Here is a 12,750-nt window from a genome sequence, read left to right as displayed (position 1 = left end):
GAACACTGCAAGGAGCCGCACCTGTGAGCAGTGCTGACCAGGCCTCCTCCACCCCGGCCAAGGCCCAGGCCACCGCCGTCGCCGCCGCCAACGCGGAGCTGCGGGCGGACATCCGCCGCCTCGGCGACCTCCTCGGCGAGACCCTCGTCCGCCAGGAAGGGCAAGATCTCCTCGACCTCGTCGAACGAGTGCGCGCCCTGACCCGCACCGACGGCGAAGCCGCCGCCGCACTGCTCGGCGACACCGATCTGGAGACCGCCGCCAAGCTCGTACGGGCCTTCTCCACCTACTTCCACCTCGCCAACGTCACCGAACAGGTGCACCGCGGCAAGGAACTGCGCGCCCACCGCGCCGCGGAGGGCGGGCTCCTCGCCCGCACCGCCGACATGCTCAAGGACGCCGACCCCGAGCACCTGCGCGAGACGGTCAAGAACCTCAACGTCCGCCCCGTCTTCACCGCGCACCCCACCGAGGCGGCCCGCCGCAGCGTCCTCAACAAGCTGCGCCGCATCGCGGCCCTGCTGGAGGAGCCCGTCGCCGGCGCCGGCGAACGCCGCCGCCACGACCTGCGCCTCGCCGAGAACATCGACCTCGTCTGGCAGACCGACGAGCTGCGCGTCGTACGCCCCGAACCCGCCGACGAGGCCCGCAACGCCATCTACTACCTCGACGAGCTGCACGCGGGCGCGGTGGGCGACGTACTCGAGGACCTCGCCGCCGAGCTCCAGCGCGTCGGCGTCGAGATCCCGGCCGGCACCCGCCCGCTCACCTTCGGCACCTGGATCGGCGGTGACCGCGACGGCAACCCCAACGTCACCCCCGACGTCACCCGCGACGTACTGATCCTCCAGCACGAGCACGGCATCACCGACGCCCTCGAACTCGTCGACTTCCTGCGCGGACTGCTGTCGAACTCCATCCGCTACACCGGCGCCACCGAGGAACTCCTCTCCTCCCTCCAGGCCGACCTCGAACGCCTCCCCGAGATCAGCCCGCGCTACAAGCGGCTCAACGCGGAGGAGCCGTACCGCCTCAAGGCCACCTGCATCCGGCAGAAGCTCGTCAACACCCGCGAGCGCCTCGCCAAGGGCACCCCCCACGAGGAAGGCCGCGACTACCTCGGCACCGCCGAGCTCCTCGCCGACCTCACCCTCATCCAGACCTCCCTGCGCGAACACCGCGGCGCCCTCTTCGCCGACGGCCGCATGGACCGCACCATCCGCACGCTGGCCGCCTTCGGCCTCCAGCTCGCCACCATGGACGTCCGCGAACACGCCGACGCCCACCACCACGCGCTGGGCCAGCTCTTCGACCGCCTCGGCGAGGAGTCCTGGCGCTACGCCGACATGCCGCGCGACTACCGGCAGAAGCTGCTGGCCAAGGAGCTGCGCTCGCGCCGCCCGCTGGCGCCCACCCCGGCACCGCTCGACGCCGCCGGACAGAAGACCCTCGGCGTCTTCTCCGCCATCAAGGACGCCTTCGAGAAGTTCGGCCCCGAGGTCATCGAGTCGTACATCATCTCGATGTGCCAGGGCGCCGACGACGTCTTCGCCGCCGCCGTCCTCGCCCGCGAGGCCGGCCTCGTCGACCTCCACGCAGGCTGGGCCAAGATCGGCATCGTCCCGCTCCTGGAGACCACCGACGAGCTGCGCGCCGCCGACGTCATCCTCGACGCCATGCTCGCCGACCCCTCCTACCGGCGCCTCGTCTCGCTGCGCGGCGACGTCCAGGAGGTCATGCTCGGCTACTCCGACTCCTCCAAGTTCGGCGGCATCACCACCAGCCAGTGGGAGATCCACCGCGCCCAGCGCCGGCTGCGCGACGTCGCCCACCGCTACGGGGTGCGCCTGCGCCTCTTCCACGGCCGCGGCGGCACCGTCGGCCGCGGTGGCGGCCCCTCCCACGACGCGATCCTCGCTCAGCCCTGGGGCACCCTCGAAGGCGAGATCAAGGTCACCGAGCAGGGCGAGGTCATCTCCGACAAGTACCTCGTACCGTCGCTGGCCCGCGAGAACCTGGAGCTGACCGTCGCGGCCACCCTCCAGGCCTCCGCCCTGCACACCGCCCCCCGCCAGTCCCACGACGACCTCGCCCGCTGGGACGCGGCCATGGACACCGTCTCCGACGCCGCCCACTGCGCGTACCGGGAGCTCGTCGAGGACCCGGACCTGCCGGCGTACTTCTTCGCCGCCACCCCCGTCGACCAGCTCGCCGACCTGCACCTGGGCTCCCGGCCCTCGCGCCGCCCCGACTCGGGCGCCGGCCTCGACGGCCTGCGCGCCATCCCGTGGGTCTTCGGCTGGACCCAGTCCCGCCAGATCGTCCCCGGCTGGTACGGAGTCGGCTCGGGCCTCAAGGCCCTGCGCGAGGCGGGCGGCGAATCCGCCCTCGCCGAGATGGGCGCGCGCTGGCACTTCTTCCGCAACTTCCTGTCCAACGTCGAGATGACGCTGGCCAAGACCGACCTGCGGATCGCCCGCCACTACGTCGACACCCTCGTCCCGGACGACCTCAAGCACGTCTTCGCCCGCATCGAGGCCGAACACGAGCTCACCGTCCGCGAGGTCCTGCGCATCACCGGCGGCCAGAAGCTGCTGGACTCCAACCCGGTCCTCCAGCAGACCTTCGCCGTCCGCGACGCCTACCTGGACCCGATCTCCTACCTCCAGGTCTCCCTGCTGGCCCGCCAGCGCGCGGCGGCCGCCCGAGGCGAAGACGCCGACCCGCTCCTGGCCCGAGCCCTGCTCCTCACGGTCAACGGCGTGGCGGCAGGCCTGCGCAACACCGGCTGACACCGCGCCCCGGTATCCGTGTCTGTCACCCTTTGTGATGACGCAGGCGGATACCGGGCTCCGCCGCAGCCGGCAGCGACGAGGATCGCACCATGGGACAGCGCTGGCCTCGGCCTCCGGTGGAGGGGTACGTCGTCGAAGACCTCTTGGCGTTGCCCGGTCTCCCGCGGCACACCGAACCGATCGACGGCAGCCTCGTGTTCTCGGCACCGCAGTCGGTGTTTCACTCCACGGTGACCGACCTGCTCGGTGCAGAGCTCCGCCGGTGCAGGACCTCCGGGTTCCGCGTGGTCCGCGAAGCGGCGGTCGTGCCGGACCGCCGGAACGGCCTCGTGCCGGACAGCGGCGTGGTGCCGGACATCGGCGTGGTGCGCGCAAGCGCCTGTACGGGCCGGGACCAGTGGTCCTACCCGGTCGCCGACACCGTGCTCGTCGTGGAGGTGGTCTCCCCGGATTCCGAAGCACGGGACATCGGCACCAAGCCGCACAGGTATGCAGCCGCGGGCATCCCGAGCTTCTGGCGGGTCGAGAGCCGGGAGAGCGGCCCCCCGCCCGTACACCTCTTCCGGTTGGACCCGGTCAACCGGAGCTACGCGCACACGGGTGCCCAGCGGGGCGTGGTCACGACCGGCGTCCCCTTCCGCATGGAGATCGACCTGACCCGGGTCGACGAGCTGCTGTAGTCGTCAGGAGTTGTACGTGGACTGGGCCCGCTCAAGGCCCTCCTGGATCAGGCACTCCACGGAGTCCGCGGCCCGGTCCACGAACCAGTCCAGCTCCTTGCGCTCCGTCGAGGAGAAGTCCTTCAGCACGAAGTCCGCGACCTGCATACGGCCGGGCGGGCGCCCGATGCCGCAGCGGACCCGGTGGTACTCCGGCCCCATCGACTTCGTCATCGACTTCAGGCCGTTGTGCCCGTTGTCCCCGCCGCCCAGCTTCAGCCGCAGCGTCGGGTAGTCGATGTCCAGTTCGTCGTGGACCGCCAAGATCCGGTCCACCGGCACCTTGTAGAAGTCGCGCAGCGCCGTCACCGGCCCGCCCGACAGGTTCATGAACGACATGGGCTTCGCCAGCACCACCCGGCGGTTCGCCGGCCCCGGCGGGCCCATGCGGCCCTCGACCACCTGCGCCCGTGCCTTGTGCGCCTTGAACTTCCCGCGCATCCGCTCGGCCAGCAGGTCCACCACCATGAACCCGATGTTGTGGCGGTTGCCCGCGTACTCCGCCCCGGGGTTACCGAGGCCGACGATCAGCCACGGCGCCGCGTCGTCCGACATCCATGCTCCTTAACGAGGACGACCGCCGTCCCGCTCCCAGTGGAGCCGGACGGCGGTCGATCAGCAAGTGCTGAGGGGGAAGGGTGAGGCTCAGGCCTCGGCGCCCTCGGTGGCGGCCTCGGCGGCCGGCTCCTCGGCCTGCGGGGCGACGACCTGCAGGACGGCGGTGTCGCCGTCGACGGCCAGCGTGGTGCCGGCCGGCAGGACCAGGTCCTTGGCGTGGATGGAGGCACCGGCCTCGAGGCCCGCGATGGAGACGGTGACCTCGGTCGGGATGTGGGTGGCCTCGGCCTCGACCGTGATGGTGTTGAGCAGGGTCTCCAGCATGTTGTTGCCGGCGGCCAGCTCGCCCTCGGTGACGACGGCTACCTCGACGGTGACCTTCTCGCCCTTCTTGACGATCAGGTAGTCGACGTGGGAGATCGAGCGCTTCAGGGGGTGCTTCTGCACGGCCTTCGGGATGACCAGCTCGGTGCCGGCGCCCGCGATGTCCAGGGAGATCAGGACGTTCGGGGTACGCAGCGCCAGCGCCAGGCCGTGGCCCTCGACGTTGACGTGCTTCGGGTCGTTGCCGTGGCCGTAGATGACACCGGGGACCATGGCGTCGCGACGGGCCTGGCGGGCAGAGCCCTTGCCGAAGGTGTTGCGGAGCTGGGCGGAAAGCTTGACCTCGGACATGCTCACTCCTCGTGGGGTGACGGAAATGGACGACGGTCACCCGGCCTGAACGGCCTGCTACGAAGAGCGCGTCGATAACGGAGCACCGACACCGAAAAGGTGCGGCCTCCCTCGCCGAGCAACTCGTAGAGTCTACCCGGCGCGGAGGCCGCACCCAAAAGGATCTCTGTACTACCGGTTACTGCTGCTCTTCGAACAGGCTGGTGACCGAGCCGTCCTCGAAGACCTCGCGCACCGCGCGCGCGACCATCGGGGCGATCGACAGGACCGTGATCTTGTCGAGCTCCAGGTCGGACGGGTCCGGCAGGGTGTTCGTGAAGATGAACTCGCTGACCTTCGAGTTCTTCAGACGGTCCGCAGCCGGCCCCGACAGGATGCCGTGCGTGGCCGTCACGATGACGTCCTCCGCGCCGTGCGCGAACAGCGCGTCGGCGGCGGCGCAGATCGTGCCACCCGTGTCGATCATGTCGTCGACCAGGACGCAGACGCGGCCGCGGACTTCACCGACGACCTCGTGGACCGTCACCTGGTTGGCGACGTCCTTGTCGCGGCGCTTGTGCACGATCGCCAGCGGCGCGTCCAGGCGGTCGCACCAGCGGTCGGCGACGCGCACGCGGCCGGCGTCCGGGGAGACGATCGTCAGCTTGCTGCGGTCCACCTTCGCGCCCACGTAGTCCGCGAGGACCGGCAGCGCCGACAGGTGGTCCACCGGGCCGTCGAAGAAGCCCTGGATCTGGTCCGTGTGCAGGTCGACCGTCAGGATGCGGTCCGCACCCGCCGTCTTCAGCAGATCGGCGACCAGGCGCGCCGAGATCGGCTCGCGGCCCTTGTGCTTCTTGTCCTGGCGGGCGTACCCGTAGGAGGGGATGATCACGGTGATGGAGCGAGCCGACGCGCGCTTGAGCGCGTCGATCATGATCAGCTGCTCCATGATCCACTTGTTGATCGGAGCCGTGTGGCTCTGGATCAGGAAGCAGTCCGCGCCACGAGCCGACTCCTGGAAGCGGACGTAGATCTCACCGTTCGCGAAGTCGAAAGCCTTGGTCGGCACGAGGGCAACGCCCAGCTGATGCGCAACCTCCTCGGCCAGCTCGGGGTGGGCGCGGCCGGAGAAGAGCATCAGCTTCTTCTCGCCGGTCGTCTTGATCCCGGTCACAGCACAGTCTCCTCAGACGTGTTGAAAGCTGCTCGCCCCCGTGCGCGTCCGTCCCGCACACGGTGAGCCAGCCGAATTTGGTGCACCTATCACGGTACGCCCTGCCGGGCCTACCTGTTTCCGGTCAGTTCACCTCAACGAGGCCTCAGCGGGGGTCGGAATCCTCCTGGACCACCGACTGGGCCGCCGACGCCGCGGCGCTTCCCGGACGCTTGCGAGCCACCCAGCCCTCGATATTGCGCTGCTGGCCGCGGGCCACGGCCAGCGCACCCGGCGGCACATCCTTCGTGATCACCGAACCGGCCGCCGTGTACGCGCCGTCCCCGATGGTGACGGGCGCCACAAACATGTTGTCCGAGCCCGTCTTGCAGTGTGAGCCGACCGTGGTGTGGTGCTTGTGCTCGCCGTCGTAGTTCACGAACACGCTCGCCGCGCCGATGTTCGTGTATTCGCCGATCGTCGCGTCGCCCACGTACGACAGGTGCGGCACCTTCGTGCCCTCGCCGATCGTCGCGTTCTTCATCTCCACGTACGTGCCGGCCTTCGCCTTCAGGCCCAGGTTCGTACCGGGACGCAGGTACGCGTACGGGCCGACGGACGCCGACTCGCCGATGACCGCGGTGTCCGCCACCGTGTTGTCCACGCGCGCCCGCGGGCCCACCCGGGTGTCCTTGAGCCGCGTGTTCGGACCGACCTCGGCGCCCTCGGCGACGTGCGTGGCGCCGAGCAGCTGCGTGCCCGGGTGGATCAGCGCGTCCTGCCCGAAGGTCACCGTCACGTCAACGAACGTGCTCGCCGGGTCGACGACCGTCACGCCCGCGAGCATCGCCTGCTCCAGGAGGCGGGCGTTCAGCAGCGCGCGGGCCTCGGCGAGCTGGACGCGGTTGTTGATCCCGAGGATCTGGCGGTGGTCGCCGCCGACCGCCGCGCCGACGCGGTGACCGGCCTCGCGCAGGATGCCGAGCACGTCGGTGAGGTACTCCTCGCCCTGGCTGTTGTCCGTACGCACCTTGCCGAGCGCGTCCGCGAGGAGGGCGCCGTCGAAGGCGAAGACCCCGGAGTTGATCTCCCGGATGGCGCGCTGGGAGTCGGTGGCGTCCTTGTGTTCGACGATGGCGGTGACGGCGCCGTCCGCACCGCGGATGATCCGGCCGTAGCCGGTGGAGTCCGGCACCTCGGCGGTCAGCACGGTGACGGCGTTGCCGTCGGCCTCGTGCGTCCGCGCGAGCTGTTCGAGAGTCTCACCGGTCAGCAGGGGGGTGTCGCCGCAGACGACGACCACGGTGCCGTTCTGCTGGCCGCCGAGCTCTTCGAGGGCCATGCGGACGGCGTGTCCGGTGCCGTTCTGCTCGTACTGGACGGCGGTGCGGACACCGGCGTCGATCCCGGCCAGGTGCGCGGTGACCTGCTCGCGGGCGTGGCCGACGACGACCACGAGGTGTTCGGGGTCCAGCTCGCGCGAGGCGGCGACGACGTGGCCCACGAGCGAGCGCCCGCAGATCTCGTGCAGAACCTTGGGAGTGGCCGACTTCATGCGGGTGCCTTCACCCGCTGCGAGTACGACGACGGCTGCCGGGCGGTTGGCGCTCACGGGTGTGCCCTTCGGCTTCGGGTGGTGGACCCGTGAAGGATACCGGGGGGCCGCACCCCGGAAACGAAGCCGGGTCCTGACCGATCGGTCAGGACCCGAACTGATGGAAGCTCCCCCGCCAGGACTCGAACCCGGACATAAGGCACCAAAAGCCTCAGTGCTGCCAATTACACCACAGGGGATCATTCCCGACTAAACCGGACATCGTGGCTTTCCGGTCGAGTCGACGGCACCACTATGCCGCACCACCACCCCTCGACGCGACGGTAAAGATCAGGGCCTTGCGTCGCGTTCGGTCTGCCGGAATTCGGTTCGCCGGCGGGCCGGGGGCCCTGCGTACGCTGGACGGCATGACCAGTACGGGGGAAGAGCGGGGCGGGGCCGGGCGCGACGGGCCGTGGTGGTGGGAGCGGCCGCGGGGGGCCGTGCTCGACGTGGGGCTGGCGGCGGTGTCGGCCGTCGAGTGCGCCGTGGAGGGGGTGCCCTTCGCGCACGAGGCCGGGCTTCCGGTGCCGGTCGGGGTGCTGCTCGGGCTGCTCGTGGGGTCCACGCTCGTACTGCGGCGGCGCTGGCCGATCGCCGTGGTGCTGGTCGGGATCGCCGTGTCGCCGGCCGCGATGGGCTTCCTGCTCGGGGTGGTCGGGCTCTACACGCTCGCCGCCTGTGAGGTGCCCCGGCGGATCACCGCGACGCTGGCCTCGATGTCGCTGGTGGCGACCTTCGTGGTGATGTACGTGCGGACCATCGGGGACCAGGGGGCCTCACGGTCGCTCGTCATCGTGCTGTCCGTGTTCGTGGCGGTGGCGCTGACCGTGCCGCCGGTGCTGCTCGGCCTGTACATAGGGGCGCGGCGGCGGCTGATGGAGAGCTTGCAGGAGCGGGCGGATTCGCTGGAGCGGGAGCTGTCGCTGCTCGCGGACCGGGCGGAGGAGCGGGCCGAGTGGGCCCGTACGGAGGAGCGGACGCGGATCGCGCGGGAGATGCACGACGTCGTGGCGCACCGGGTGTCGCTGATGGTGGTGCACGCGGCGGCGCTGGAGGCGGTGGCGGCCAAGGATCCGGAGCGGGCGGCGAAGAACGCCGCGCTCGTGGGGGACATGGGGCGCCAGGCGTTGACGGAGCTGCGGGAGATGCTGGGCGTGCTGCGGGCGGCGGAGTCGCCCAAGCGGGCGCCCACTGCTGCCGCGGTGGTGCCGGTGGCCGCGCTGGTGGGGAGTTTCGAGGACGGGCCCGGGCCTTCGCTGGGCGAGCTGGCGGCGCTGGTCGGGCAGTCGCGGGCGGCCGGGATGGTCGTGGAGCTGGACGTCCGGGGTGCGGGGGCGGGATATCCGGCGGAGGTGGAGCAGGCGACGTACCGGGTGGTGCAGGAGGCGCTGACGAACTGCCACAAGCATGCGCCGGGTGCGCGGGTGGTGGTGCGGCTGGCTCATCGTGAGGGCGAGGTGGCCATGCAGGTGGAGAACGGACCCTGCGGGGCGGACGTGGACCGGCCCGGTCTGCCGAGCGGCGGGAACGGCCTGGTCGGCATGCGCGAGCGGGTGCTCGGCCTGGGCGGCGTCTTCGTGTCCGGCCCGACGGACGAGGGCGGCTTCAAGGTCTCGGCGGTCCTGCCGTGCGCCCCGCGCCAGGGGTAGGACCGGCCGGCGCGGACCCGATACCCGGCCCGGCCCGGCCCGGCCCGGCCCCGGCGCGGCGCGCGTGGCGGCCGGGTCCGGAGCAGGACTCTGCGGACACCCCCTACGGGGCCGTGGTGAGGCGGGTGGGCTGGAGGCCCGTGAGGAGGAGGGTGAGGGCTTCGTCCACGTCCGCGCCCAGGTACCAGTCGCCGGTGTGGTCGATGCCGTAGACGCGCCCCTCGCGGTCGATGGCGAGGTGCGAGCCGCCGTCGGAGTCGGTGCCGAGCGGGCAGAGCTGGGTGGACAGGGCCCGGCCCAGGTCGGCGAAGGTGCGGGCCAGGTGGAGGCCGGTCAGGGGGTCCAGGCGGACCGGGACGGGTGCGGTCTGGCGGCCGGGCCCGGGGGCGGTGACGGTGAGCCCGCCGAATTCGGCCCAGGCTTCGACGGCGGCCGGGAAGACGGTGTGGCGGTGGCCGGCCGGGGTGGTGTGGTCGCGCAGGGCATCGGCCCAGAACTCGGCCTGCTTGATGTCCCAGCGGCCGGGCTCCCAGCCGGCGGTGCGCAGGGCGGTGTCCACGGCGGCCGGGAAGCGGGTCGCCGAGGAGCGGTCGTAGGAGGCGGAGGAGGTGGTCATCGTGGCGGAGGTCAGGCCTTCTCTGACGTGGGGGTGAGGTCGACGGCGCGGACGCCGAAGTGGGCGAGGAGCGCTTCGCAGGAACGGCAGGGGGGTGCATAGCTGCCGTGCAGCGGATCGCCGTCCTCGCGGATGCGGCGTGCGGTGATCTTGGCGTGTTTCAGGGAGCGGCGGGCTTCGCTCGCGGTGAGGGGTTTGCGGGAGGCGCGCTTGCTGCGCGCCCCCTCGACGGCGGTGAGGTGGCGGGAGAGCAGGATCGCCTCGGGACAGCGGCCGGTGAAGCGTTCGCGCTGGCCGCTGGTGAGGGTGTCGAGGAAGTCCTGGACGAGGGGGTGCAGGGCGGGTGCCTGGTCGGCCTTGCCCGCGGTGCCGGTGAGGGTTTCGCCGCGTACGGAGAGGGCGGCGGCGACGGTGGGGAGGATGCCGTCGCGGCGGAAGCGCAGGACGGGCGCGTTGGGCCGGCCGTCGGTGCTGCTCCAGCGCAGGCGGGGGTCTCCGGCCGCGGACGTTCCCCCGGCCGGCCGGTCGGCTGCCGGGTCGCCCTGGTCGCCCCGTCCCGAGGCGCCGTCGGCCGTGTCCGTGCGTGTCGCCGTGTTCTGCATGGTCGCGTCTTCCCTCCCGTGGCGGCGGTGGTGGCCGCTGTCGCGCACGCCCCCGTGCTGAGGGGACAGCCTGTCAAATGTCCCCTGTCGTGTGGAAGCGGGGTCGAATATTCGTATCAATTCGGATGTTCCTGGCCCTCGCGCGGGTGCGGGGGTCGCGGGCGGGTGACGCTCTTGCCCGACCACATAGGCTGTGGTGAACCAGCCAGATCCAGCAGGGGGCTACCGCCATGACGACAGGTCGGCTCGGGCAGCAGGCCGCGCCACCCAACGCCGCGTACTCCGGGCAGGTCGTGCATTTCCCGGACCCGGTCCGGGCCGCTCGGCATCCCCACGGGGTACGGATTGACGGGGACGGACATCCCGACTTCTCCCCGTACGCGCGCGCGGCGGTGGAGATCGCCGAGCCGCCGGAGGGCTTCGGCGTGGACGAGTTGCGGCTGACGGACTGCGTGTCCGCGAACGCGGCGATGCACGCGGCCGGCCACGCGCTGTGGGACACCGTCGGACCGGTGGCGACCCCGCACGGCTGGACCTGGCACCACGTGGCGAGGACCCGGCGGATGGAGCTGGTCCCGGTCGAGGTGAAGGCGCTGCTGCGGCATCACGCGGGGCTGGCGACGGCGCCGGTCGACCACGGCAAGCGCGGGACACGGCCGTTGCAGGAGCTGCGCCCGGTGCACCTGGGGCTGCCGAAGACGGTGGTGTCGGTCCCCGAGGAGGCGGTGCAGGGCGTCGAGGAGGACCTCGGCTACCGGCTGCCGGAGGCGTACCGCGCGTTCCTGAAGGCGGCGGGCGGCTGTGCGCCGGTGGGCGCCGGGCTCGACGTGGACCTCGGACTGCTGGTGGACCAGCCCTTCTTCACGGTGCGTGAGGAGGCGGCGGTCAACGACCTCGTGTACGTCAACAAGTGTCTGCGGGACCACCTGACGAAGGACTACCTGTGCGTGGCCTTCGCCCAGGGCGGCCTGCTCGCGGTGAAGGTGAAGGGCGAGGGGATCGGCTCGGTCTGGTTCTCCCCGTACGACGACGCCCGCGACCAGGACGGCTGGTCGGTGCAGGAGCGCGTGGAGCGTCTGTTGCTGCCGTGCGGTGCCGATTTCGATGCCTTTCTGGAGCGGTTGGCGGGCAATCCGCCGGAGTTGGAAACGGTGGCCGGTCTGATGGTGGACGGCGGATTCGCACGCTCGGTTCCCGTGTCCGGTGCGGCACCGGTGGAGGGGTGACGGCGCGATGGTGACGTTTGCGCAGGCGCAGGAGCGCGCCGAGGAGTGGATCAACGGGGACGTGCCCGCGTACCAGCACCGGGAGGTGCGCGTACGGGAGTTCGGACTCGGGTTCGTGGTGTGGGCGGAGGACCGCGCGGCCGCTCCGGTGTCCGGTGGCGGCCGGCAGCGGCTGGTCATCGCGCGGGACAGCGGTGAGGTGACGCTGTGGCCCGGGCTGCCGGTGGGTGAGGTGATCCGCCGCTACGAGGAGGAGTACGGGGCCGCGGCCGCGCCGGCGGCGGAGGCCTCGGTGCCGACGCCGCGGATCGACTCGGAGCAGACCTCGTTCATGCTGAGTCCGCCGGAGTGGCTGCAGGAGGCGGCGGACCGGGCGGGGATTGCGCCGGCGCCGGCGGCGACGCCCGTGCCGACGCCGGCTCCTGCCGCGGCCGAGCCCGCGCCTGCTCCGGAGCCTGCTGCTCCGGCTCCGGTTCCGGTTCCGGTTCCGGCTCCGGTTCCGGCTCCCGCTCCCGTTCCGGTGGAGGCGGTTCCGCTGCGCCGCGAGGTGCCGTACGAGCCGACCGCGAACGACGGGGTGCCGGCCGGGGCCACGCCGTGGGCCGGGACCGATGTGAACAGCGGTGCGGACGACGTGTCCGTACCGCTGCCCGCGACGGTGTTCGCGCCGCCGCTGTCGGGCTCGGACCTGGAGGACATGGCACCGCCGTCCGGTGCGTCCTCGGAGGCCAAGACCGCGCTGATCCCCGGGGGCAGCCGGCTCCCGAAGACCACGATCGCCCCCGCGCTGGACCTCGGGCGGGACGCGGGCGGCGGCTCGGATTCCGGGTCGATCGCCGATGCGCCGACGAGCAAGGCCCAGGTCTCCCGTCCGGGTGCGGCGCCGGCGACGCCGCCGGGTCCGCCCGGTGCTCCCGGGGGCGGGCTCGACCATGCCGCGACGATGTTGGCGGGTCCGGCCGTGACGGGTCAGCCGCCGGCGCCTCCGGGTCCGCCCGGTGCTCCGGGTGCGGGTCAGCCGCCGGCGCCTCCTGGTCCGCCGGGTGCTCCGGGTTCGCTGGGGCGTGGGTTGGATCATGCTGCGACGATGTTGGCGGGTCCGGCCGTGACGGGTCAGCCGCCGGCGCCTCCGGGTCCGCCCGGTGCTCCGGGTGCGGGTCAGCCGCCGGCGCCTCCTG

The 12,750-nt window shown here is 71.9% G+C and carries 10 protein-coding genes, 1 tRNA gene and 1 pseudogene; 5 read left to right on the top strand and 7 right to left on the bottom strand.

All coding sequences use genetic code 11. From position 1 onward, the window contains the following. Positions 1–23 precede the first annotated feature (23 nt). Both ppc and ACIQU4_RS12655 read left to right on the top strand, forming a co-directional pair. Positions 24–2,792 (top strand): phosphoenolpyruvate carboxylase, encoded by a 2,769-nt coding sequence (ppc, locus tag ACIQU4_RS12660; RefSeq protein WP_403728702.1) that lies wholly within the window; start codon positions 24–26, stop codon positions 2,790–2,792. Between the two features lie 92 nt (positions 2,793–2,884). Next, positions 2,885–3,475 carry a Uma2 family endonuclease gene (locus ACIQU4_RS12655; RefSeq protein WP_403728700.1) on the top strand — a complete coding sequence of 197 codons (591 nt, stop codon included), beginning with the start codon at positions 2,885–2,887 and terminating at the stop codon, positions 3,473–3,475. 3 nt (positions 3,476–3,478) lie between these two features. Here ACIQU4_RS12655 and pth read toward each other — a convergent pair whose 3' ends face one another. The 5 genes from pth to ACIQU4_RS12630 form a co-directional block, all read right to left on the bottom strand. Next, positions 3,479–4,069, bottom strand: coding sequence for an aminoacyl-tRNA hydrolase (pth, locus tag ACIQU4_RS12650; protein ID WP_403728698.1), 591 nt, complete (start codon positions 4,067–4,069; stop codon positions 3,479–3,481). Positions 4,070–4,159: 90 nt separating this feature from the next. Further along, on the bottom strand, positions 4,160–4,747 hold the full coding sequence (locus ACIQU4_RS12645) for a 50S ribosomal protein L25/general stress protein Ctc (RefSeq protein ID WP_403728696.1): 588 nt from the start codon (positions 4,745–4,747) through the stop codon (positions 4,160–4,162). 178 nt (positions 4,748–4,925) lie between these two features. Then, a complete protein-coding gene (locus ACIQU4_RS12640) occupies positions 4,926–5,903 on the bottom strand; it encodes a ribose-phosphate diphosphokinase (protein WP_030156542.1) in 978 nt (325 codons plus the stop codon). 145 nt (positions 5,904–6,048) lie between these two features. After that, positions 6,049–7,494 carry a bifunctional UDP-N-acetylglucosamine diphosphorylase/glucosamine-1-phosphate N-acetyltransferase GlmU gene (gene glmU, locus ACIQU4_RS12635; RefSeq protein ID WP_403728694.1) on the bottom strand — a complete coding sequence of 482 codons (1,446 nt, stop codon included), beginning with the start codon at positions 7,492–7,494 and terminating at the stop codon, positions 6,049–6,051. Between the two features lie 110 nt (positions 7,495–7,604). After that, positions 7,605–7,676, bottom strand: a tRNA-Gln gene (locus ACIQU4_RS12630). Positions 7,677–7,844: 168 nt separating this feature from the next. Here ACIQU4_RS12630 and ACIQU4_RS12625 point away from each other — a divergent pair. Then, on the top strand, positions 7,845–9,128 hold the full coding sequence (locus tag ACIQU4_RS12625; RefSeq protein WP_403728693.1) for a sensor histidine kinase: 1,284 nt from the start codon (positions 7,845–7,847) through the stop codon (positions 9,126–9,128). A 103-nt stretch (positions 9,129–9,231) separates the two neighbouring features. On the opposite strand, the gene ACIQU4_RS12620 is transcribed toward ACIQU4_RS12625, so the two are convergent. Both ACIQU4_RS12620 and ACIQU4_RS12615 read right to left on the bottom strand, forming a co-directional pair. After that, positions 9,232–9,744 carry an SUKH-3 domain-containing protein gene (locus ACIQU4_RS12620; RefSeq protein ID WP_385588060.1) on the bottom strand — a complete coding sequence of 171 codons (513 nt, stop codon included), beginning with the start codon at positions 9,742–9,744 and terminating at the stop codon, positions 9,232–9,234. A gap of 11 nt (positions 9,745–9,755) precedes the next feature. Continuing rightward, positions 9,756–10,346 (bottom strand): YwqJ-related putative deaminase, encoded by a 591-nt coding sequence (locus tag ACIQU4_RS12615; protein ID WP_403728691.1) that lies wholly within the window; start codon positions 10,344–10,346, stop codon positions 9,756–9,758. 230 nt (positions 10,347–10,576) lie between these two features. Between ACIQU4_RS12615 and ACIQU4_RS12610 the strand changes: the two genes are divergently transcribed. Both ACIQU4_RS12610 and ACIQU4_RS12605 read left to right on the top strand, forming a co-directional pair. Beyond that, positions 10,577–11,572 carry an SMI1/KNR4 family protein gene (locus tag ACIQU4_RS12610; RefSeq protein ID WP_403728689.1) on the top strand — a complete coding sequence of 332 codons (996 nt, stop codon included), beginning with the start codon at positions 10,577–10,579 and terminating at the stop codon, positions 11,570–11,572. A gap of 7 nt (positions 11,573–11,579) precedes the next feature. Then, positions 11,580–12,750: pseudogene (locus tag ACIQU4_RS12605) on the top strand (hypothetical protein); the annotation flags it as partial.

Origin of the sequence: Streptomyces sp. NPDC090741 (assembly GCF_044769045.1) — a bacterium.
Lineage (GTDB): Bacteria > Actinomycetota > Actinomycetes > Streptomycetales > Streptomycetaceae > Streptomyces.
This window is presented reverse-complemented; position numbering and strand designations above follow the sequence as displayed.

Coding starts and splice junctions, on each gene's coding strand:
- ACIQU4_RS12610 (WP_403728689.1), top strand. CDS start 10,577: ATGACGACAGGTCGGCTCGGGCAGCAGGCCGCGCCACCCAACGCCGCG.
- ACIQU4_RS12655 (WP_403728700.1), top strand. CDS start 2,885: ATGGGACAGCGCTGGCCTCGGCCTCCGGTGGAGGGGTACGTCGTCGAA.
- ACIQU4_RS12625 (WP_403728693.1), top strand. CDS start 7,845: ATGACCAGTACGGGGGAAGAGCGGGGCGGGGCCGGGCGCGACGGGCCG.
- ACIQU4_RS12620 (WP_385588060.1), bottom strand. CDS start 9,744: ATGACCACCTCCTCCGCCTCCTACGACCGCTCCTCGGCGACCCGCTTC.
- ACIQU4_RS12645 (WP_403728696.1), bottom strand. CDS start 4,747: ATGTCCGAGGTCAAGCTTTCCGCCCAGCTCCGCAACACCTTCGGCAAG.
- pth (WP_403728698.1), bottom strand. CDS start 4,069: ATGTCGGACGACGCGGCGCCGTGGCTGATCGTCGGCCTCGGTAACCCC.
- ACIQU4_RS12615 (WP_403728691.1), bottom strand. CDS start 10,346: ATGCAGAACACGGCGACACGCACGGACACGGCCGACGGCGCCTCGGGA.